Origin of the sequence: Micromonospora sp. AMSO1212t (assembly GCF_008868145.1) — a bacterium.
Lineage (GTDB): Bacteria > Actinomycetota > Actinomycetes > Mycobacteriales > Micromonosporaceae > Micromonospora > Micromonospora tulbaghiae.
Window position 1 is genome coordinate 15,512 of the sequence record NZ_WBKS01000051.1, and the last position, 21,229, is coordinate 36,740.

The window sequence follows — 21,229 nt, forward strand, 5'->3', positions numbered from 1 at the left end:
ACGGGCGCCCGGAACGCTGAGGCGATGAGCCTTCTCGATTCCCGCACACGTCCCGCGTACCAGTGGTTGCGCCCGGTCGCCGTGGCGTCGGCGGTGCTGCTGCTCGGCTACGGCCTGCTGCGCCTGATCGACCGCCTCGACGGGCACAGTGACAAGGGCGCCTGGGCGTGGAACACCGGCCACACCCTGTTCCTGCTCGGCGTCCTCGGCTTCGCCGCGCTGATCGTCGGGTTGCACGGCCTGCTGCGTACCCGGTCGTCGCGGTTGCGGACCCTCGACGACGTGGCCGCGCTGGCCGGCCTGGTCGGCGCCGCCGCCTTCGTCTGGGTGATCCTCGGCGACCTGTTCCCGACCTTCGCCGAAGCGGTGCGCACCCCCGGCCCGGTGTTGTTCGGCGGACCGCTGCTGTTCGAGGTGGGCCTGCTGGTGCTGCTGTACCGGGCGGCGGCGGCACGGCTGCTGCCGGTGTGGGCGCCGGTGCTGGTGCTGGCCGGGTTCCTGGCGATCGCGGTGAACCTGAACCTGCTGCCGGTGGGCGCCGCGCTGGTGCTGGCCGGGCTGCTACCGCTGCGCGTCACGCCCCGCCCGGTGGCCTGACCCCCGTCACCGCGAGACGGTTCGGCGGAACCCCTTGTGACCGGCGCACACGTCGCGCTGCCCGCCGGTGCGGCTGACCGACCCGTCGCGGCACTGCACCAGCCAGCCGCGGTCGGACCAGAACCCGGGCACGCACTCGAACCAGTCGCAGACCCCGGCGGCCGGCCTGCGGATGCGCTGGCCGCCGCAGAAGTCGTACCCGAAGGGGTTCGCCGGGGCACCGCAGCGGCGCTCGACCGGCGGCTGCGGCGTGCCGCGCGGCGGCGCGGGACGGGCGCGGGACGGCTCCGGGCTCGTGGTGGGCCGGACCTTCACGGCGGGCGCGACGTGCTGCGGTGGGGCGGGGGTGACGCTGGCGGCCGGGGTCGCGGCGGCGGCCCGCTCCGAGCCGGCCCGGGTGGGCGGGTTGGACTCGATGAGCATCGCCGGCACGATCAGCGCGAGCGCCGCGCCGACCGCCACTGTCCGCCGGCCACCGGGCACCAGCGCGGTGACGCGGGCCTGGGCGGGAGTGAGCACGGCCGGACGTTCGGGCCGCGCCGCGGTGTGCTCCGCGATCAGCTCGTCCAGCTCGGCCACGACCGCGGCGCGCTGCTCGATCGCGTCGGCGAACGCCAGCGTGAGCGTGAACCGGAAGTCGGCCGCCGCGCCGGTGGGCAGCAGCAACCCGGAGGTACGCCGCCGGTCCAGCACCTGGATCAGGGTGACCGGTGCGCCGGGGTCGTGGGACAGGCCGGTCATCCGGCCGTACGCCCAGTCGCGTCGGCCGCGTCCGCCGAGCAGCACCAGGCGACGGTTGGTGAGCACGGCGAGCCCGGCGTCGACCACCTTGACGCCCTCGGGGCGGCGTGGGCGCAGCACCGGCGGGTCGGGGTCGACTGTCAGTTCGGGGGCGGGCAGCACCGCGGTGTGCCGCACCTCCACCAGTTGCGCCGCCGGGAGCGTCCAGAAGACCACCTCGCCGGCGGCCAGCTCCATCGGCAGGCCGACGCCCGCCTGGGCCGAGCCGTGGAAGGACACCGCGAGCGTACGCAGGCGGCGCAGCTCGTCGTCGCGGCGTCGCCACGCCTCGTCGGCCGCGCGGAAGGTCCGCTGCCGCCGTTCGTTCTGCCGGTGCGCCCACCGGTACCGCCATGTGGAACCCGTCGAATCAGTCTTCGTCACGCCGACTCCTCCGCCGCGCGAGCCCACCAATCGGGGTGTCATTCATGTCAACGGCGCGGCAGGGGTACGAAGACACGCGAAAGTCGCTAATTAGACCGATCGGCTGATTGACCTACACAATCGGCGGAAACTCCCGCGTCGATTCACGTTCCGTGCCACCGGCTCACGGCGGTCCCGCTTCGTCATGCGCTCGCGTGGACACGTCGGTAACGTCAGCCGCAACGGCGGGGCGGAGCGCGGCCCCCGGGCGGCGAGGAGGTGCACCGGTGGGCGACCCGGCCGTGGTGGTGGGAGTGGACATCGGCACCACCAGTTCCAAGGCCGTCGCGTTCGACACCACCGGCCGGCAACTGGCCAGCCACTCGATCGGCTACCCGTTGGAGGAGCCGAACCCGGGCTGGGCCGAGCAGGATCCGGACGTGATCTACCAGGCCGTCCTCGGCGTGATCCGCGCGGTGGTCGACGATCTGGGCCGGCCGATCGCCGGACTGTCGTTCAGCACCGCCATGCACAGCCTGATCGGGCTGGACGCCGACGGCACCCCATTGACCCCGTCGATCACCTGGGCCGACTCCCGGGCCAGCGCGCAGGCCGAGCGTCTGCGCGCCGCGCCGTCCGGGCTCGCCCTGCACCGACGCACCGGCACCCCGGTGCACCCGATGGCGCCGCTGCCCAAGCTGGTCTGGTTCGCCGAGCAGGAACCGAAACTGCACGAGCGGGTCGCGCACTGGGTCGGCATCAAGGATCTGGTGCTGCGTCGGCTCGCCGACGCGCTCGTCACCGACCACTCGGTCGCCTCCGCCACCGGCCTGATGGACATCCACAAGCTGGCCTGGGACGCCGAGGCGCTCCGCGTCGCCGGCATCACCGAGGAGCAGCTTCCCCAGCTCGTACCCACCACCCACGTGCTGCCGGGGCTCACCGCCGAGGCGGCGCGGGCCACCGGGCTGCCGGCGGACACCCCGCTCGTGGTGGGCGCCGGTGACGGGCCGCTGGCGAACCTCGGGCTCGGCGCGGTACGGCCCGGCGTGGTGGCCTGCTCGATCGGCACCAGCGGCGCGATGCGGGTGATGGTGGAACGCCCCGGCGTGGACCCGCTCGGCGGCGTGTTCTGCTACGCGCTCACCGAGGACCGCTGGGTGGTCGGCGGCGCGATCAACAACGGCGGGATCGTGCTCCAGTGGGCAGGCGACGCGCTCGCCCCCGAACTGGGCGAGCACGCCGAGGAGGAACTGCTCGACCTGGCCGCCACGGCGCCGGTCGGCTCCGGCGGGCTGATCATGCTGCCGTACCTGCTCAGCGAGCGGGCGCCGCACTGGAGCGCGCTGCCCCGCGGCGCGTACGTCGGGCTGACCCACGGCCACGGCCGGCCGCACCTGGTCCGGGCCGCGCTGGAGGGCGTCTGCCAGCAGCTCGCCCTGGTCCTCGCCTCGGTCCGCGCGGCCGGTAACGAGGTACGCGAGATCCGCGCCAGCGGTGGCTTCGCCCGGAGCGCGCTGTGGCGGCAGATCCTCGCCGACGCGCTCGGCATGCCGGTGCGGTTCCCCGCCGGGCACGAGGGGTCCGGTTTCGGTGCCGCGCTGCTCGGCATGCAGGCGCTCGGCCTGATCTCCTCGATCGAGGTCGCCGCCGACCTGGTCCGGATCGAGGAGACTGTCCGCCCTGATCCCGCCTCCGCTGCCACGTACGCCGCGCTGCTCCCCCTCTTCTCCGAGCTGTACGACGCGCTCGTACCCACGTTCGCGTCCCTGCGGCGGATGGCGCCGAGCCTGCCGCCGGAACCACCACCGACCGCACCACCCCGCTGACGACCGAAGGGCGTGATAGCCGTGGTCACACTGCTCGCCGCACCCGCGGAACCGCTCACGAACGCCGGGAACACCCAGCTCGTCCTCGCGGCCCTGCTCGGCATCGCCGCGGTGGTGCTGCTCATCGCGTGGGGCAAGGTGCATCCGTTCCTGGCGCTGATCCTCGGCGCGGCGGTGCTCGGCGTGGTCGCCGCCGTACCCGTCGACAAGATCGTCACCTCGTTCAGCGGCGGCGTGGGCTCCACAGTCGGCGGCGTGGGCCTGCTGATCGCGCTCGGCGCGATGATCGGCGGCCTGCTGGCCGAGTCCGGCGGAGCGGACGGCATCGTCGAACGGGTGGTCGGCCGGGTCTCCGGAACCGCGCTGCCCTGGGCGATGGCGGGTGTGGCCGCGCTCATCGGCCTGCCGCTCTTCTTCGAGGTCGGCGTGGTGCTGCTGGTGCCGATCGTGCTGCTCGTCTCGCTGCGGGTGAACGTCCCGCTGATCAAGATCGGCATTCCCGCGCTCGCCGGCCTGTCCGTGCTGCACGGCCTGGTGCCGCCGCACCCCGGGCCGCTGGTGGCGATCGACGCGCTCGGCGCCAACCTGGGTCAGACGCTCGCGCTGGGCCTGCTGGTGGCGATCCCCACGGTGATCATCGCCGGTCCGGTCTTCGGCAACTTCATCGCCCGGTACGTGCCGGCCACCGCCCCGGCCGCGCTGCTGCCGACCCGGCGCGACGCCGCCGACGACCGCAGCCCGACCCGGCCCGGTGACGGCCGGCTCGACGCCGACGGCGACCTGGTCACCGAGGACGACCTGGTCAACCCGGGCACCGGACGGCCCGGCGGGGCGATCGACGAGCCGGCCGGGCGGCGCTCCCGCCGCTCCCCGGCGCTCTGGGCGGCAGTGGTCACAGTGCTGCTGCCGGTGGTGCTGATGCTGCTGCGGGCCATCGGCGAGCTGACGCTCGGCGAGGACACCGCCGGCCGCAAGGCGCTGGACATCGTCGGCACCCCGATCATCGCCCTGCTGGCCGGCGTCATCTTCGCCATGATCTTCCTGGGTTACCGGTCCGGCTTCAGCCGTGCCCAGGTCTCCGGTTTCCTCGGCGGCTCGCTGCCGCCGATCGCCGGCATCCTGCTGATCGTCGCCGCCGGTGGCGGCTTCAAGCAGGTGCTCGTCGACGCCGGCGTGGGCGACCTGGTCGCGAACGCCGCCGACGGCGCGAACCTCTCGCCGCTGCTGCTCGGCTGGCTGGTCGCGGTCGGCATCCGGGTCGCCACCGGCTCGGCCACCGTCGCCACCATCACCGCCGCCGGCATCGTCGCGCCGCTGGCCGCCACGCTCCAGGGCCCCGAGGTGGCGCTGCTGGCGCTGGCCATCGGTTGCGGGTCGCTGTTCTTCTCCCACGTCAACGACGCCGGCTTCTGGCTGGTGAAGGAGTACTTCGGGCTGACCGTCGGGCAGACCATCAAGAGCTGGTCGGTGATGGAGACCATCATCTCGGTGGTCGGTTTCCTCGGCGTCCTGCTGCTCGACGTCTTCATCTAGCCGCGGTCAGGGAGCCTCGACGCCGGAGATGCGGAACTTGTGCACCTCGGCGCCGAGGATCTCCGTCACCTGCTCGGCCTCCGGGCCGGAGCCCCGGAACGCCAGCAACTGCTCGTCGGACTCCCACCGCTCGTAGACGTTGATCCGGCCCGGTTCGACCAGGTCGGCGCTGACCGCGAAGTCCACACAGCCGGGCGCGGCGCGCGCCGCGCGGACGGCGGCCTCGCAGGACGCCAGGTAGACGTCCCGCCGGGCCGGATCGACGTAGAGGGTGCCGGCGACGATGAGCATGCCGGCCATCCTGCCACCGGTTCCGGGTCAGGCGCGGGTGATCGCGTTGGCGTGGATCGCCTCGTTCAGGTACGCCGCCATCCCGGGCCGCAGCGTCTCGAAGTACGCGGTGAACCGCGGGTCGGCCACGTACATGTCCGCCAGGCCGGTGTGGATCTCGTACGAACAGTCGTACCACCACTTGGTGATGAGCTGCCGATGCTCCTCGGCCAGCGCCATCGCCTCCGGACCGTCGGCCGGCGCGCCCGAGTCCATGAGCGCGACGAACCGCCGCCCCCAGTCCTCGTTCTCCGCCTTGTTGCGCAGCCAGTCCTCCTTCGAGTAGTGGCCCGCGCGCTCCTGCGACTGCCGGTACGCCTCGGTGTCACCCCAGCGCTGCTCGGCCTCCTCGGCGTGCTCGTCCGGGTCGAAGTCCCCGAACACCTCGAACCGCTCCTCCGGCGTCAACTGGATCCCCAACGTCCTCGCCTCCATCGCGTGTTCGATCGCCGCGACCATCTCCTGGAGCTTCCCGATCCGACCGGACAGCAGCTCGTGCTGCCGGCGCAGGTGCGCCACCGGGTCGGAGTCCGGGTCGTCCAGGATCTCGGCGATCTCCTCAAGCGGGAACCCCAGCTCGCGGTAGTACCGGATGAGCTGCAACCGGTCCAGGTCGGCCTCGTCGTAGCGGCGGTAGCCCGCCGGTGTGCGCCCGCCGGGCCGCAGCAGCCCGATCTCGTCGTAGTGGTGCAGCGTCCGGACCGTCACCCGGGCCGCCCGCGCCACCTGACCCACCGTGTACGCCATGGTTCCCTCCCTTCCGCGACCAAGACTCCCGCCTCCCGCTGCGTGAGGGTCAAGCCGGAAACACGACGAAGCCCCCGACCATGATCGGCCGGGGGCGTCGTCGGTGCGGTCAGTTGGTGACCTTCTCCTTCTCCGGGGCGGCGAAGGTGGCGTTCGACGGGGTGCGGAAGGCGTGCACCAGACCGGCGGCCGAGAGCAGCAGGAGCAGGCCCGCGCCGAGGTACATGGCCAGGGCGCCCTGCTCGGCCTTGCGGCCGAACTCGCTGAAGCCGTACGAGGTGAGCAGCAGGCCGCGCAGCGTCTCGCCCTTGAACACGGTCTCCCGCTGGGCGGTCACCTCGGCGAGCTGCTTCTGCAGGTCGGCCAGGTTGGCGGCGTTGCTCTGCTCGGCCTGGGCCACCTGCTCGCGCAGCGCGGTCTGCGGCTCGCCCAGGTCGGCGTAGGTCTTGCCACCGGCCATGTTCTGCAGGTGCAGGCCGATGTAGTCGTTGGCGTAGCACTCGGCCTGCTTGCCGGTGGTCATCTTCTGGCCGGCGTACTCGCGCAGGCAGTCCGACTTCTTCTCCTCGTCGGAGAGCTTGTCCGCCGGGGTGAAGGTGATGTGCTGCGCGCCGAGCTGGTCGCGTACGTAGTCGTTGGCGAAGTTGGCGTTCGTCGTCAGGACGACGCCGACGACGAGCAGCAGGACCGCCAGGCCCAGCCCACCGATGCTGAACAGCAGATCGAGCGTCCGTCGCTTCATATCAAGCTCCCGTGTGGAGGGTGTGTTCGTCTTGTTGACGAGAACCATCATGGCTGCGGCGGGCAGTCGGTGAGCAGGGTCGAATCCCCTGTCCCGTCCGGGACCTTCGGCCCCCCTGGACCCGGGCCGGTCAGCGCTCGGCGCCGGCGCCGGCGCCGGCGCCGGACAATGCGGGAAGCAGGTCCCGCAGGGCGGCCGGACGGCCGTACCGCCAGCCCTGGCCCTGCCGGCAGCCGATCGCGGTGACCGCCGCGTGCTGCGCGACCGTCTCCACGCCCTCGGCGACCACGGCCAGGTCGAACGCGCCGGCCAGCCGGTTCACCATCTCGACTGTCGCGTACGCGCGGGCGTCACCGGCGTCCAGCCGGGACACGAACGACCTGTCGATCTTCAGCTCGGTGGCCGGGATGCGGTGCAGGTAACTGAGCGAGGAGTACCCGGTGCCGAAGTCGTCGATGGCGATACGGATCCCGAGGTCACGCAGCTGGGCCAGCCGGTCGAGCACCGACTCGCTGCCCTCGATCAGCGCCGACTCGGTCAGTTCCAGGGTGAGCGCACGGGGCGGCAGCCCGGCCGCGCCGACCGCGCCGGTGACAGTGGCGATCAGGTCCGGCCGGCACAGGTGGGCGGCGGCGATGTTCACCGCGACCGTCACGTCCGGCGCGTGCTCCCGCCAGGTGGCCGCGGCCCGGCACGCCTCGTGGATCACCCACCTGTCGATGGCCACGATCAGCCCGGTCTCCTCGGCCAGCGGCAGGAACCGCGCCGGGGTCAGCACGCCCAGCCGGGGATGCCGCCAGCGCACCAGCGCCTCGGCGCTGCGTACGGTGCCGGTGTCCAGGTCGACGATGGGCTGGAACTCCATCAACAACTGGCCCTCGTCCACCGCGCGGCGCAGGTCGGCGATCAGTTCGGCCCGGCTGACCGCCGACTCGCGCAGCTCCGGCGTGCACGTGCGGTACGCGGCCTTGCCGGCCGCCTTCGCCGCGTACATGGCGATGTCGGCGTCGCGGAGCAGGTCGGTGTGCGAGGTGTGCTGCGGCCCGTACTCGGCGATGCCGATGCTCGCCGACGGGTGGACGCCGAGATCCTCCTCGCCGGGCTTCGGTTCCAGGGCGGCCAGCAGCCGGACCGCGAGCCCTTCCGGTGACACCTGGCGTTCCCCGGCCACGAGCACCGCGAACTCGTCGCCGCCGAGCCGGGCGATCATCCCGTCCGGGCCGACCGCGTCCCGCATGCGCTCCGCGGTGGCGGTCAGCAGCCGGTCCCCGGCGGCGTGCCCGAACCTGTCGTTCACCTGCTTGAAGCCGTCCAGGTCGAGCAGCACGACGGCCACCGGCCCGCCGGCCCGCAACGACCGGCGCAGCCGCCGTACGAACGTCAGCCGGTTGGGCAGGCCGGTGAGCTGGTCGGAGTACGCGAGCCGGCGCAGCCGGCCGACCAGCCGCAGGTTCTCGTTCGCGGCCAGCCCCTGGCGCAGCGCCAGCACGCCGAGCAGGCCCATCATGCCGACGAAGACCACCTGCGGGGTCTGCCCGCTGGGCTGCCGCGACAGCAGGACCGCGACGATCGCGCCGCCCACCGGCAGGTACGGCAGCGCGACCCGCCACCACGGCGGCAGCGGCGAGTCGACCAGGTCGTCCTCGCCGTCCCCGTCGTTCGGGGGCGGGTAGCGGGTGGCCAGGCCGACCAGCAGGTAGCTCAGCGGCCAGCAGACGTCGACCGGGTGACCCGGCGTGTAGTCGCCGCGTGCGACCAGAGAGACGTAGACCGCGTCCGCGCCGGACCGGATCGCCAGACCCGCACCGATCACGGTGAGCGCCCGCCACATCGGCCGGCCCGGCCCGGCGACCGCCACCAGGATGGTGAGCTGCATCAGGTCGAACATCGGGTAGAGCAGCCCGAACGTCCGCATGGGATCGACCAGCTCGGCGTCAGTGATCCGGTGGAACACCACCACCCAGCCGATCGGGATGAGGGCCAGCCCGACGATCACGCCGTCGAGCAGGGTGCGGGCCCGGCCGATCACGCTGCGCGGGCCGGTGCGGGAGCAGAGCAACGCGGCGGTGCCGGTGACGATGCCGGCCGCGAACAGGCCCGCCACCAGCGGCGTGTGGGGCAGGCCGAGCCCACCGAGCCGTTCCACCGTCCACACCGCACGGCCGAGCGCGGCCAGGGCCATGGTCGCGGCGAGCAGTTCCCAGAACCGGCGCAACACGGTCGGCTGTCGTCGCGCCGCTCTGGCGCAGAGCACCGCCGCCCAGCTCGACACCGCCATCGCGCCGAGGTCGCTCACCAGTGCCGCGCCGGGCAGCCGGGCGGCCAGCCAGGCCATCTCGCCGAGGACGACGACAGCGGCCGCGACGAGTCCGACACGGCCGACGAGCGGATGACGGGCCGGCGCCGCGGCGGCGAGGCTCACGTCGTGCTGGGATACAACGATGCGCTCCGGCTCTCTTCCAGACGTGCACCCTCGACGACGAGGACCGGACGACGGACGGCGCAAGCCTAGCCAGCGCCGGGGACGGCCGCCAGAGTCGACGAGTGTCGGTCAGCGGACCGCAGGCGGGTGCCGGTAGAGGGAGACCAGGACGCCGTAGCGCGCCTGTCCCGGCGGCGCTTCCTCGGCTTCGCCCACAAGTCCGTCCAGCGTGGACCGCAGGCGTTCGGCCTGGGCCGGGGTGAGCCGCAGGTGCCGCAGGTGCACGAGCGGGTCGGGGTCACCGGCGAGTTCCTCGGCGTACGCGCCCAGCAGTGCCGCCGTCGCGCCCGCGTCGGTGTCGGTGCCGACGAGGCGGCGGAACGTGCGTTCGTGGTAGCGCTCGGTGCCGCCCCGGACCTGCCGGCTGTGCGCCGGGCGGACCATGCCCGCCTCGGTCAGCACCGCGAGGTGGTGGGCGACCGTGCCCTTCGCCGCGCCGAGACGGGCGGCGAGCTGGCTGAGCGTGGCGGGTCCGGCTCCGAGCGCGAAGAGCAGCCGGTGCCGGAACGGGTGGGCCAGCGCCTTGAACTGGGCCGGCTCGCGGATCTCCAGCGGATCGTCGGTCACCGCCAAAGCGTCTATTTCTCTTGACGCTTTTGTCAACCGGCTGCTCTACTTCTCACTCACCACGAGAACGGGGAACCGATGGACCCAGAAGACGTCACCGCCGTCGTCGAGCGAGCCGCCGGCCTGGTCGCCGACGAGTACGTCCTTCCCGACGTCGCCGACCGGCTCGCCGGCCACCTGCGCGAGCGACTGCGCGCCGGGGCGTACGCCACGGCAGGCGATCCCGCCACGCTCGGCGCGCTCGTCACCGCCGACCTCCAGTCGGCGAACGGCGACCTGCACCTGCGGCTCAAGCACCACGAGCAGCCGCTGTCCGACAAGGCCGACGACCCGACCGGGGAGCACTTCGCGCGCCTCGCCGCGCTCGGCATGGGCGGCGTGACCCGGGTGCAACGGCTACCCGGCAACGTGGGGCTGCTGGAGATCCAGCCGTACGTGTTCCCGCCCGACCTGGCCGGCGACGCGCTGACCGCCGCGCTGCGGCTGCTCGCCGGCACCGACGCGCTCCTGCTCGACCTGCGCGGCACCGAGGGCGGCAGCCCGGACGGGGTGGCGCTGCTCTGCGGCTGGTTCTTCGCCGAGCCGACGCACCTGCACACCATGCACGAGCGCTCCGGCGCCACCCGCCAGTTCTGGAGCGCCGCCTGGCTGCCGGTCCCCCGGTACGCCCCGGACAAGCCGGTCCACGTGCTCACCGGTCCGGCCACGTTCTCCGGCGGCGAGGAGCTGGCGTACGACCTTCAGCAGTTCGGCCGCGCCACAGTGGTCGGCGAGCCGACCCGGGGCGGCGCGCATCCCCGCATCGGGCACCGGCTGCACCCGCACCTGGAACTGACGGTGCCGGTGGCCCGGCCCGTGCACGCGGCCAGCGGCACGAACTGGGAGGGCTGCGGCGTCACCCCGGACGTGGAGACCTCGGCCGGCCGGGCACACGACGTCGCGTACCGCAGGAGCCTGGAGGCGCTGCTGACGGCGGACCCGGACCGGCCGACGGCGGCCGAGGCGCGGACCGCTCTCGCCGCCCTGGGCTGAGCGCGGGTCAGGACCAGTCCTCCGCCGGGGCCGGGTCCTGCGGCGCGGCGGCCGTGCCGGGCGGCCCGCCGTGCGTCCACGGTGTCTCCTCCGGCGCCGGGAACGCGCCGCCCGGCAGGAAGCCGTCGGACAGGCTGGTCAGGCACATCCGCTCGCCCACCTCCGGGACGCTGCCGGGCGGCGCGGTCAGCCCCCGGCCCATCCCGCCGGACAGTTCCAGCACCACCTCGGTCTTGCCGTCGCCACCGGGCGTCACGAACACGATCTTCGCCTTCTGGCCCGGGCGGGCCGGGGAGTACAGCGTCGCGCCCACCGGCATCGGCACCGGCTCGGTGGTGACCACCTGAATGCGGGGGCGCAGCACCGGCCGCTTGCCGGAGTCGTCCACCCGCGCCGGGTCGGCGAGCGTCACCTCGCCGACGAACGCCTCCCCGGACAGCCGGTGCTCGGCCATCACCAGCGGATCGTCGTAGGCGCGTTGCACCGCCCACGCGGTCGACGCCCGTTCCAGCCGCTGCAACCGCAGCGCCGCCGCCACCGCGCCGTCGCGGCGCGGCTGCGGGCCGCCACCGGCGTCGACGTGCTCGGCGTGCGCGGTGAACGCGTCCCGGTCTCCGGCCCACCGGCCGGTCACCCGCGCGCCGGCCGGCAGCGTCCGCAACAGCCCCACGCCGCGCCACATCAGCTCCCAGGTGGGCGCGAGCTGGTCCCGCAGCAGGCCGGCAAGCTCGTCGTACGCGGCCGCGCGGGCCGCCGGGTCGTCCTCGGCCCGGGTGTACGACTCGATCGCCGGGGCGAGCCGGCGGTTGTCGAAGTCGGGGTCGGTGGCCGGCCCGGCGGGCGGGCAGTGGGCCGGGTCCTCGGCGCAGGCCGCCGCCTCGGCGCCGGTCAGCCCGGCCGGCGGGTCGAGCCAGCCCAGCACAGCCGGCAGGTGCAGGTCCTCCACCACGCTCTGCCCGGTCGCCCAGTGCAGCGTCAGCGCGTCGGTGAGCGCCAGCAGCGCCGATGAGCCGGGCTGCTCGGCGCGCTCGGCGAAGAACGTCAGCCAGCGGCCGAGCAGCGGCACCGACGGGTGCACCGGATAGTCGCCGTCGGTCCGGCGGAACCGGGTGGAACGGCCGAACAGCCGCAGGAACGTGATCCCGGCCGGGTTCGGCACCAGCAGTTGCGGCGCGTCCACGTACCGGTGGCGGACGTCCCGGCCCCGGTCCACCGGCACGGCCTCGGTCAGGTCGCGGAACTCGTCCAGGTACGGCAGCACGATCCCGGCCAGCTCGGCGGCGAACGCGAACCGCTGGTCCCGGTTGCGCGGCTGCGGCACCACCAGCAGCCGGGCCTCGTCGGGCGCGGCGCCGACCATCGCGGCCAGCGGGGCGTTCGCCTCTCCGGCGAGCGCGAGCGGCACCAGCACCAGCGGCCGGTCGGACAGGTGCAGATGGCGGACGGTGGCCACCGGCTGGGCTCGCCCGGTGGCGACCGCCTGCGCCCGGGCGAGCGCGCGAAGCGTACTCACGCGGGATGCCCGGCGAGGGCGTCGGCGCGCAGGCGCGCGGCGGCCCGCAGCAGCGCGGCGGCCTCCGCCTGCTCCGGCTCGGGTGCGGCCACGCCGTCGGCGAGCGCCAGCACGTCGGCGACGTCCTCGACGCCACCCAGCGCCTCGCGGACCGGCCGGCCCAGCGCGCCGGTCTGCCCGCGCGCCTCGTGCCGGCAGAAGTACGCAAGCTCGCAGGCCGCCAGGCAGTCGGGCGCATAGCGCGCCGGCACCTGGTGCAGCGCGGCGGCGAGCACGGCCGGATCGGCCTCCGGGTCGACGGTGAACCCGGCCGGTACGACGGCGAGCAGCTCCTCGACCCGGGCCATCCGGGCCAGTTGGCGACGCAGCACCAGCAGTTGCCGGCGCACGTCGAGCAGGCTGGCCACCGGCTTGTTGGCGAAATCGCGCGGGCAGACCAGCACCACCTCGTGCGACACCAGCTCCGGGTCGCGTCCCTCGGCGGCGAGCAGTTCGCGCAGCGCCAGCACGTAGACGGCGGACTGGATCGCGGCGGCGGCGACCTTGCCCGGGTCGGCCTGCCCGTCGATCACCGGGAACGACTTGATCTCCACGACGTGGAACCGTCCGGCCAGCCGCGCGGCGACCAGGTCCGGTTCCAGGTGCACCCGGCTGCCCGCCACGTCCAGGCCGAGCAGCGGATGGTCGAACAGCGCCGGACCGTCGCCGCTCGCGGTGAGCGCCGCCCGGGACCGCTCCGGCCGGTCGTCGTCGGCGCCGAGGTCGGTCCACGTCGCGCCCTCCGGCACCGGTACGCCGAGCCGCTCCGCCACCAGGCGCAGCAGTTCCGCCCCGCCGTCGGCCTTGACCTGGGCCTCGAAGGCGTTGCCCCGGGTGATCGCGAAGCGGGACTGGCCGAACCGCGCCGGGAAGCCGAGTTGCTCGGCGAGCGCCGGCTTGTCCGCACCCGCGCTGTCCAGCACGGCACGGCGGGTGCAGCCGGGGTTGCCGGTCAGCGCGGCGATGGTGCGGGCGTTGTGCCGCCGGGGCGGCTCACCACCCCGGATCTGCGCCAGCCGCTCCTCCACGCCACCCATGATCCCAGAATAGGTGTGCGCACCCGGGGACTCAGCGGCCGGCGGAGCGGTTCCAGGGCGAGCGGGGCGACTGCGCGCCCGCGACCCGACGGCTGCGTCGGCGGTGCCGGCGGCCGGGGGTGCAGGGCGGACGGGCGGCGGTGTGCACCGGTGCGGCTAGCGGGGTCACCGGCTGCCGGCCGATCAGCCAGCAGAGAAAGCGGGTCACCGGTCAGCCGACCGGGAGGCGCTCGGCCTCGGCCCGCGAGATGTCGTACTGGGCGCCGCAGAACGTGCACTGCTGCCCGTACCGGGTGCGCAGCGGGATCAGTGGGATGAAGAAGAGGCTGAACCTGGTGACCCGGCGGGTGATCACCTGGGCGGCCTGGTTGCCGCAGTTGCGGCAGACCTGGGTGACGACGCCGGACCTGTCGACCTTGGTCCGCAACCCGAAGATGAAGAACATCGCCCGGCATTACCCACCCGGGGCCCGGGTTAAGCGGGCCCCGGGCGGGTCACCGGAAGGTCAGGCGGGAACCTCGTCGGTCAGCCAGATCGGCTTCCAGTCCGGCACCTCGTGGAAGCGCCGCAGCTCGGCGAACCCGGAGACGATGCCGGTCCAGGCGCCGTACGGCGGGTTGCCCTCGTCGAAGCCGGACTGCACGAACGTCAGCTTCGTCCGGCCCTCGGACTCGTCCAGCTCCCAGGAGGTCACGCCGGTCGGTCCCCAGTCGATGGAGAGCCCTCGTCCCGGCGTCACGTCGAACACCTTCGCGGCCTCACCGGCGTCGAAGCCGCCCATCGCGTACCGGCCGCCCTCCCAGGGCTCGATGCCGATCGGGTAGCCGAACCAGGCGCCCGCCTGTTCCGAGTCGGTGAGCGACGTCCACACCTTGTCCATCGGCGCGTCGATGAGCAGCTCGCCGCGAAGGTCGGCGGAGGTGAAGTCGGTACGCGGCAGCAGCGGCCGGCCGTCCAGGTGGTCGTTGAGGTTGGCGAGCGCCAGGTACCAGTACGTCTGGAGCACGCCGCGGATGCTGCTGCCGCTCATCGCCTCCTCGAAGCTGAAGTGGCTCTGCCGCAGCGTGAGTATGGTGCCGTCGCCGTCGGGCTCCAGCTCGAACTCGGTGGTGGTCTCCACCCCGTCGAGCGTCCACGCGAATCGCAGCGTCCGGTCGTCGGCGTGCAGCAGCCGCTGGTGTGGCGCGTCACCTTCGGGCGTGTAGCGGCCCCAGAACTCGTACCGCCGGGGAAGCTCGACCTCGGCGTGCTCGGCCAGCCAGACGCGCAGCTCGGCGGGGTCGGTCAGGGCACGGCGGACGGTCGCCACCGGCGCGGCGAGGCGGGCGCGGATGGTCATCGGCTCAGTCATGCTTGTCGCCTTTCGGGTAGCAGGCTACGGCGAGCTTGAAGGCGTCGCCCTCGGCTCCGCCGTAGCGCGTGAAGAGGTCCTGCAGCGTCGTCTGCAGGTCGTGCAGGAACTCCTGCCGCCGCTCGGCGGGAACCCGGATCTCGCCGGAGACGCCGATGGACGGCAGTTCGGGGGCGGTGCGGTCCAGCGCGGCGATGTCGGCCTGGACCTCCTCCATGAGGTCGAGCAGGTAGCCAAGACTCAGCTCGTCGCGGGCCCGGCGCGTGCCGCCGATGCGGCCGACCAGGCGGGGCGAGAGCCAGTACGACCGGGCGACGGCCTGGTAGATGCCCTCGGTGATGCCGCGCACCTGCCGCTGCGCCACCTGCTCGGCCAGCCCGGCCGCGACGAGCTGTTTGACGTGGTAGTAGACGCGCTGCGGCGTCTGCTCCAGCCGGGCCGCGACCTCGGTGCAGGTGCGGGGCTCGGCCAGTTGCCGCAGCACCTCGATGCGCTGCGGCTTGAGCAGGACCTCGGCCTGCTCGCGCTGTTCCAGATACAGGACGTCTCTCATGGCAAAATCAGTTTGTACGTACAAAACTTCTTTGTCAATGGCTTCGACGAAAGGCCGCGCGGTCCGCGCGGCCTTTCGTCGGTACGTCGCGTCAGGGCGTCCAGTCCGGACGCAGCGGGTACCCGTTCACACCTTCCGGGCCGTTGTGCGTGGCGAGCACGTGGTGCAACTGGATGCCGTTGCGCTCGAACGCCAGCCGGGAGCCGGCCATGTAGAGCCCCCACACCTTCGCGGTGCCCGGCCCGACCTCGCCGACGCAGAAGTCCCAGTGCTCGACCAGGTTGCGGCACCAACCGGCGAGCGTCAGCGCGTAGTGCTGGCGCAGGTTCTCCTCGTGGTGCACCTCGAACCCGGCGTCGTGGATCTCGCTGATCAGCCGGCCCGGACCGGCCAGCTCGCCGTCCGGGAAGACGTACCTGTCGATGAACGCGCCGGAACGGTGCGGCGCGCGGTTGTCGGCCCGGGTGATGCAGTGGTTGAGCAGCCGCCCGCCCGGCTTGAGCCGGGAGCGCAGCGCGCCGAAGTAGGCCGGGTAGTTGCGCACCCCGATGTGCTCGGTCAGCCCGATCGAGGAGATCGCGTCGAACTGCTCGCGCGGCGCGTCCCGGTAGTCCAGGTGACGCACCTCCGCCAGCTCGGTCAGCCCCTCCCGCTCGATCGCGGCGCGCGCCCAGTCGGCCTGCGCCTTCGACAGCGTCACACCGAGCGCCTTGACGCCGTACTCGCGGGCCGCGTGCCGGACCATCCCGCCCCAACCGCAGCCGACGTCGAGCAGCCGCATCCCCGGCTTGAGCGCCAGCTTGCCGGCGACCAGGTCGTACTTGGCCCGCTGCGCCTCCTCCAGCGTGTCGCCGGGGCTCCGGAAGACCGCGCAGGTGTACGTCATGGACGGCCCGAGCACCTTCTCGTAGAAGGCGTTCGACACGTCGTAGTGGTGGGAGATCACGCTGCTGTCGCGGGTACGCGAGTGACGCAGGCCGGTCATCAGCCGCCGCCAGCGCGGCGCCGCCTCCTGCGGCGGGGGCGGCGGCGGGCGCAGCCGTTCCCAGCCCAGCCCTCGGACCAGCGCGAGCGCCTCGGCCACCGCCGGCATCCGCAGCGACACCTCGTCCTTGATCACCCGCAGCGCCTCGTACGGGTCGCCCGGGTGCACCCCCTCCAGCGCCAGGTCGCCGCTGACGTAGGCCCGGGCCATGCCCAGGTCGCCCGGCGCAGTGAGCAGGTAGGACAGGCCCCGCTCGGTGCGGATCGCCAGGGTGATCCCGGCGTCGGCCGGGCCCAGCGTGCTGCCGTCGTAGCCGGTGACCCGGACGGGCAGGTCGCCGGTGGTGACCGCGCGGACCACGTCCGCGACTGTGGGTCCGGTACGCCGGCCGCCCGCCGGCGGGCCGGCCGGGGCGCTCGCCGCCCCGGGTGTTCGGTCGGTCAGACTCATGCTCGGGATACCGCCTTCTCGTACAGTCCGGTGAGCCGGTGGTCCGGGTCGTAGCGGTCCTTCACGGCGCGCCAGGTGTCCCCGCCGTAGAGCCGGTCGAACGCCGCCCGGTCGTAGTACGCGTCGGAGTAGAGCGACTTGTGGCCGCCCATCTCCGACACCATGCGCTCGATCTGCCGGTTGACGTCGCCGTCGGCGGCGCCCTCCGCGATGGGCACGCTTCCCCAGAAGCCGATGTTCACATAGGTTTCGCCCGGTCGGAGCGGATATAGCGGCCACGCCTTCGCCGACCCGGGGCCGGACGGCTCCCGCAGCCGCAGCGGGCACAGCCACACCGGAGTCATCCCCACGTTCGCCGCGAACCAGCGCAGGAACTCGGGCGTGCGGTCCAGCGGGATCTCCACGTCCTGCACCACGCGCTCGCGCGCCGGGCGGCCCCGCCACCTGTCGACGCGGGCGGCCACCTGGTGCCGGTGCTCCAGCCGCACGATCCGGTGGTAGACGTCGCTGCGCCGGTAGCGCCGCGGCCACAGCCGCCGCACCACCGGGTGCTGCGCCCCGAACGCCGCCGAACACCAGAACCAGTCGGTGTCCCACCGCCAGAGATAGTCGTACGCGGTGAGCGTGTCCCGGGTGCGCCGGCGCAGCGAGCGGTAGTAGATCTCCTGGCCGGTGTAGTCGGACGGGCGGCCCTCGGCCTCGTCGGTGAACGTGCCCAGCACGAGGTACGCCTCGCCGGGGCTGAACACCACCCCGTCCATGGCGTCGACCGGCTCACCGCCCCAGGCCCCCTTGGCGACCACCTCGCCGACCGCGTCGACCAGTTCCTCCAGGCGGGTGAACCGGATGTTGCGCAGCGACACGTACCGGCGGATCGGTTGCAGTTCGATGCGCAGCCGGGTGGCGTAGCCGAGGCTGCCGAGCGAGTTCGGGAAGGCGCGGTGCAGGTCGGCGTGCTCGCCCCGCGGCCGGGTCGTGACGATCTCACCCGCGCCGGTGAGCAGGTCCATCTCCAGCACCGACTCGTGCGGCAGGCCGTTGCGGAAGGAGGTGGACTCGATGCCCAGCCCGGTCACCGCGCCGCCCAGCGTGATGGTGCGCAACTGCGGCACGACGAGCGGCATCAGGCCGTGCGGCAGCGTCGCGTCGACCAGATCCTCGTAGGTGCACATGCCCTGCACGTCGGCGGTGCGGGCCGCCGGGTCCACGGCGAGCACCCCGGTCAGGCCGCTCACGTCCAGCCCTGGCGTACGCGGCGCGGAGCGGGGCCGGAACAGGTTCGAGGTCTGCTTGGCCAGCCGTACGGGTTCCCCGGCGGGCACCGCGGCGTAGGAGCGCCGCAGCGTGTCCACCGCCCGTTCATGATCACGGACAGCGTGCATGAGATCACCTTACGCGCGGGTACGACAATTCGTGGGACGTCCACGGTGGCCTCGCCGGCTCGAGGTCGACGCGCGCGTTACCGTGACCGCCATGGCGAATCCCGCGCTGACCGCTCTCGACCACGCCGGCCTGCCGTACCGGGTGATCCGCCACGGTCCGGTCGCGAGCCTCGCCGAGGCGGCCGCGGCGCGCGGCGTCGAGGTGCCCGACGTGGTCAAGACGATCGTGGTCCGCCGCGGCGAGGGCGACCTGCTGTTCGTGCTCACTCCCGGCGGCCGGGTGATCTCCTGGCCGAAGCTGCGCGCCCTGCTCGGGGTGAGCCGGCTGTCGATGCCCGACGCCGAGGCGGCGAAGGCCGCCACCGGGTACGCGCGCGGCACCATCACACCGTTCGGCTCCACCACCGCCTGGCCGGTGGTCGCCGACGAGCGGCTGCGCGGCCGGGAGATCACGCTCGGCGCGGGCGAGCACGGCCTCGCCGTCGCGGTCGAGGCGGACACCGTGCTGGCCGCGCTCGGCGCGACAGTGGCCGACATGACCGACGAGGAGCCGACGCGCGCAGCGGTGGCCGGTACGCGACCACCGGCATAGCGTGGAGGACATGCCGAAAGCCGTCTGGAACGACCTCGTCGTCGCCGAGAGCGACGACACAGTGGTGGTCGAGGGCAACCACTACTTCCCCCGTACCGCGCTGCGCGACGACCTGATCCGCTCCTCCGACACCCACACGGTCTGCCCGTGGAAGGGCACGGCCTCCTACTACACGCTCGAACACGGCGGCGCCACCAGCCCGGACGCCGTCTGGTACTACCCGGACCCCAAGCCGGAGGCGGAGATGGTCCGCGACCGGGTGGCGTTCTGGAAGGACGTCCGGGTCGTCGACTGAGTCACCGTGCCGCCGGGGCGACTGGCACCCGGCGGCCCCGGTGGGTCAGGATGCCCCCATGGCCGACCCGCACTCCGACCCGTCCGGCACCGTCTACGGCGCCCGCGGCGCGCGCCGCCCCCGTGGCGTCCGGCTGCCCCAGGATCCGCTGATGCGGGTCGCGCTGGGCGTCGGCGTGGCGGGCGTACTCCTCGGGGCCTTCTTCGCCACCGGCGTGCTCGGCGGCGGTGGCGACCGGCCCGTGGTGCCGGCGGCCGCGGTGCCCACAGCGCAACCGAGCGAGCCGAGCGCGGAACCGACGGCGGAGCCCACGCCGTCGTCGTCGCCCTCGCCGAGCGCGGCGCCGAGCACACCCGCCGCGCCGGTGGCGACGCCGAAGGTGATCCGGGGCGTGCCGTCCGGGCGCTGCCTCGGCGTCACCGGCGACGAGGCCGAGGGCGCACAGGCCGCGCTCGCCGACTGCACCGGCGGGCCGGAGCAGCAGTGGGTGGTCACGCCGGTCGCCAACGACACCTACCTGCTCGTGAACGCGGCCAGCAGCAAGTGCCTGGACGTCAACGAGGCGAAGACCGACGACGGCGCGGACGTGCAGCAGTGGTCCTGCAACGGGCAGGCCAACCAGCAGTGGCGGTTCCAGTCGGCCGGGAACGGTGCGGCGCTGCTGGTCGCCGTGCACAGCGGCAAGTGCGCGCAGGTCGACGACGCGGGCACCGAGCCGGGGCGCGAGCTGGAGCAGGCGCCGTGCAGCGGCGCTCCCGAGCAGCAGTGGGCAGCCGGCTGACCGCTCAGCCCCGGTAGCGCTGACCAGTCAGCCCCGGTAGCTCCAGGCCCGCCTGCCCGCGGCCACCGGCAGCGTGAACGCGCGCTCGCCGGCGGCACGGCGGCGCAGCAGCAGTGACAGCCCGGCCGCGCCGATCGACAGCGCGCCGGCCACGTACCAGGCCAGCGCGTAGTCACCGAGCCGGTCCCGGACCAGACCGGCGCCGGTGGCCGCCAGCGCGGCGCCGAACTGGTGCGCGGCGAACACCCAGCCGAACACCACGGCGCCGGACGCGCCGAACCACTCCCGGCACAGCGCCACGGTCGGCGGGACGGTGGCCACCCAGTCCAGCCCGTAGAAGACGATGAAGACGAGCATGCTCGGCTCGGCCGTACCGCCGAACAGACTCGGCAGCACCAGCAGCGACGCCCCGCGCAACGCGTAGTAGGCGCCGAGCAGCAGCCGCGCGTCGACCCGGTCGGTGAGCCAGCCGGAGGCGATCGCGCCGGCGATGTCGAAGAGCCCGACCACGGCGAGCAGGCCGGCGGCTGTGGTCTCCGGCATGCCGTGGTCGTGCGCGGCGGGCACGAAGTGCGTACCCACCAGGCCGTTGGTGGTCGCCCCGCAGATCGCGAAACCGCCGGCGAGCAACCAGAACGGCCGCGTCCGCGCGGCGGCGGCGAGCGCGCCGACCGCCCGCCCCGCCGCGCCGCCCTCCGGCCGGGCCGGCGGCACGACCTCGGTCGCGCCATAAGCGGGCCGCCCCAGGTCCGCCGGGTGCTCCCGCAACAACCACACCACAAGGGGTACGACCGCCAGCGCGGCCCCGGCGACGACGAGTGCCGCCGTGCGCCAGCCGTGGTCGCGCACCAGCACCGCGAGCAGCGGGAGGAAGACGAGCTGCCCGGCCGCGCCGCCCGCGGTGAGCACTCCTGTCACCAGGCCACGGCGCTCGACGAACCAGCGCCCGGTCACCGTGCCCCGCGGCGCGGACAGCGGCACCGCCGCCACCCGCGAGTGGGCGCGGCAGTGGCTGCACGAACCGGTGACGCTGCGCGAGATGGCGGCGCACGCGCGGATGAGCGTCCGCACGTTCACCCGGCACTTCCGCTCCGAGACCGGGCTCAGCCCGGCGCAGTGGCTGCTGCAGCAGCGCACCGAGCACGCCCGGGTGCTGCTGGAGACGACGGATCTGAGCATCGACCGGATCGCCCGGGACTCGGGTTTCGGCACCACCGCCGCGCTGCGCCAGCACTTCCACGCACGGGTG

20 protein-coding genes and 2 pseudogenes are annotated in these 21,229 nt (G+C 73.6%); 8 read left to right on the forward strand and 14 right to left on the reverse strand.

The annotated features are described in order from the left end of the window. Window positions 1-24 precede the first annotated feature (24 nt). A complete protein-coding gene (locus F8279_RS15400) occupies window positions 25-597 on the forward strand; it encodes a hypothetical protein (RefSeq protein WP_091418886.1) in 573 nt (190 codons plus the stop codon). A 6-nt stretch (window positions 598-603) separates the two neighbouring features. Here F8279_RS15400 and F8279_RS15405 read toward each other — a convergent pair whose 3' ends face one another. Continuing rightward, window positions 604-1,761 carry a hypothetical protein gene (locus F8279_RS15405; RefSeq protein ID WP_151500313.1) on the reverse strand — a complete coding sequence of 386 codons (1,158 nt, stop codon included), beginning with the start codon at window positions 1,759-1,761 and terminating at the stop codon, window positions 604-606. A gap of 266 nt (window positions 1,762-2,027) precedes the next feature. Here F8279_RS15405 and F8279_RS15410 point away from each other — a divergent pair, with 266 nt between their 5' ends. Both F8279_RS15410 and F8279_RS15415 read left to right on the forward strand, forming a co-directional pair. Continuing rightward, complete coding sequence (locus tag F8279_RS15410; protein WP_151500314.1) at window positions 2,028-3,569, forward strand: gluconokinase; 1,542 nt, start codon at window positions 2,028-2,030, stop codon at window positions 3,567-3,569. Window positions 3,570-3,590: 21 nt separating this feature from the next. Further along, window positions 3,591-5,102 (forward strand): SLC13 family permease, encoded by a 1,512-nt coding sequence (locus F8279_RS15415; protein ID WP_091418877.1) that lies wholly within the window; start codon window positions 3,591-3,593, stop codon window positions 5,100-5,102. Window positions 5,103-5,108: 6 nt separating this feature from the next. Here F8279_RS15415 and F8279_RS15420 read toward each other — a convergent pair whose 3' ends face one another. The 5 genes from F8279_RS15420 to F8279_RS15440 all read right to left on the reverse strand — a co-directional run bounded on the left by F8279_RS15420 (window position 5,109) and on the right by F8279_RS15440 (window position 9,970). Further along, window positions 5,109-5,393 (reverse strand): putative quinol monooxygenase, encoded by a 285-nt coding sequence (locus F8279_RS15420; protein ID WP_151500315.1) that lies wholly within the window; start codon window positions 5,391-5,393, stop codon window positions 5,109-5,111. Window positions 5,394-5,420: 27 nt separating this feature from the next. Continuing rightward, the gene (locus F8279_RS15425; protein WP_091418874.1) at window positions 5,421-6,179 is read right to left on the reverse strand and encodes a MerR family transcriptional regulator; all 759 of its coding nucleotides are present in this window, start codon (window positions 6,177-6,179) and stop codon (window positions 5,421-5,423) included. Between the two features lie 109 nt (window positions 6,180-6,288). Then, window positions 6,289-6,921, reverse strand: a complete 633-nt coding sequence (locus F8279_RS15430) for a hypothetical protein (RefSeq protein ID WP_151500316.1) — start codon at window positions 6,919-6,921, stop codon at window positions 6,289-6,291. 130 nt (window positions 6,922-7,051) lie between these two features. After that, on the reverse strand, window positions 7,052-9,343 hold the full coding sequence (locus F8279_RS15435; RefSeq protein WP_225853294.1) for a bifunctional diguanylate cyclase/phosphodiesterase: 2,292 nt from the start codon (window positions 9,341-9,343) through the stop codon (window positions 7,052-7,054). Window positions 9,344-9,472: 129 nt separating this feature from the next. Then, window positions 9,473-9,970 (reverse strand): transcriptional regulator, encoded by a 498-nt coding sequence (locus F8279_RS15440; protein ID WP_091418870.1) that lies wholly within the window; start codon window positions 9,968-9,970, stop codon window positions 9,473-9,475. 78 nt (window positions 9,971-10,048) lie between these two features. On the opposite strand from F8279_RS15440, the gene F8279_RS15445 reads away from it, so the two are divergent. Continuing rightward, entirely contained in the window at window positions 10,049-11,002 is a 954-nt protein-coding gene (locus F8279_RS15445; RefSeq protein ID WP_151500317.1) for a S41 family peptidase, read from the forward strand. A 7-nt stretch (window positions 11,003-11,009) separates the two neighbouring features. Here the strand turns inward: F8279_RS15445 and F8279_RS15450 are convergent, their stop codons facing one another. The 7 genes from F8279_RS15450 to F8279_RS15480 form a co-directional block, all read right to left on the reverse strand. Next, window positions 11,010-12,515, reverse strand: a complete 1,506-nt coding sequence (locus tag F8279_RS15450) for a hypothetical protein (RefSeq protein ID WP_151500318.1) — start codon at window positions 12,513-12,515, stop codon at window positions 11,010-11,012. Beyond that, the gene (locus F8279_RS15455; protein WP_151500323.1) at window positions 12,512-13,582 is read right to left on the reverse strand and encodes a hypothetical protein; all 1,071 of its coding nucleotides are present in this window, start codon (window positions 13,580-13,582) and stop codon (window positions 12,512-12,514) included. Before F8279_RS15455 ends, F8279_RS15450 begins: the two co-directional genes overlap by 4 nt. A 220-nt stretch (window positions 13,583-13,802) precedes the next feature. Continuing rightward, on the reverse strand, window positions 13,803-14,036 hold the full coding sequence (locus F8279_RS15460) for a zinc-ribbon domain-containing protein (RefSeq protein WP_091418862.1): 234 nt from the start codon (window positions 14,034-14,036) through the stop codon (window positions 13,803-13,805). A gap of 60 nt (window positions 14,037-14,096) precedes the next feature. Further along, the gene (locus F8279_RS15465) at window positions 14,097-14,942 is read right to left on the reverse strand and encodes an SRPBCC family protein (protein WP_091418860.1); all 846 of its coding nucleotides are present in this window, start codon (window positions 14,940-14,942) and stop codon (window positions 14,097-14,099) included. Then, on the reverse strand, window positions 14,935-15,495 hold the full coding sequence (locus F8279_RS15470; RefSeq protein WP_091418858.1) for a helix-turn-helix domain-containing protein: 561 nt from the start codon (window positions 15,493-15,495) through the stop codon (window positions 14,935-14,937). Before F8279_RS15470 ends, F8279_RS15465 begins: the two co-directional genes overlap by 8 nt. Before the next feature lie 91 nt (window positions 15,496-15,586). Further along, window positions 15,587-16,930 carry a class I SAM-dependent methyltransferase gene (locus F8279_RS15475; RefSeq protein WP_091418856.1) on the reverse strand — a complete coding sequence of 448 codons (1,344 nt, stop codon included), beginning with the start codon at window positions 16,928-16,930 and terminating at the stop codon, window positions 15,587-15,589. Beyond that, window positions 16,927-18,312: an FAD-binding oxidoreductase gene (locus F8279_RS15480; protein ID WP_091418854.1), complete on the reverse strand. Its 1,386-nt coding sequence runs from the start codon at window positions 18,310-18,312 to the stop codon at window positions 16,927-16,929. Before F8279_RS15480 ends, F8279_RS15475 begins: the two co-directional genes overlap by 4 nt. A gap of 91 nt (window positions 18,313-18,403) precedes the next feature. Between F8279_RS15480 and F8279_RS15485 the strand changes: the two genes are divergently transcribed. Genes F8279_RS15485 through F8279_RS15495 form a run of 3 tightly spaced genes read left to right on the forward strand, consistent with a single transcriptional unit; the run spans window position 18,404 to window position 19,980 of the window. After that, entirely contained in the window at window positions 18,404-18,904 is a 501-nt protein-coding gene (locus F8279_RS15485) for an aminoacyl-tRNA deacylase (protein WP_151500319.1), read from the forward strand. Between the two features lie 10 nt (window positions 18,905-18,914). Further along, a complete protein-coding gene (locus tag F8279_RS15490; protein WP_091420180.1) occupies window positions 18,915-19,199 on the forward strand; it encodes a DUF427 domain-containing protein in 285 nt (94 codons plus the stop codon). Between the two features lie 58 nt (window positions 19,200-19,257). After that, window positions 19,258-19,980, forward strand: a complete 723-nt coding sequence (locus F8279_RS15495) for an RICIN domain-containing protein (protein ID WP_091418853.1) — start codon at window positions 19,258-19,260, stop codon at window positions 19,978-19,980. A gap of 27 nt (window positions 19,981-20,007) precedes the next feature. Here the strand turns inward: F8279_RS15495 and F8279_RS15500 are convergent. Then, window positions 20,008-20,937: pseudogene (locus F8279_RS15500) on the reverse strand (MFS transporter); the annotation flags it as partial. On the opposite strand from F8279_RS15500, the pseudogene F8279_RS15505 reads away from it, so the two are divergent. Then, window positions 20,924-21,229 (forward strand): annotated as a pseudogene (locus F8279_RS15505) (helix-turn-helix domain-containing protein); the annotation flags it as partial. The pseudogenes F8279_RS15500 and F8279_RS15505 sit on opposite strands and share 14 nt — an antisense overlap.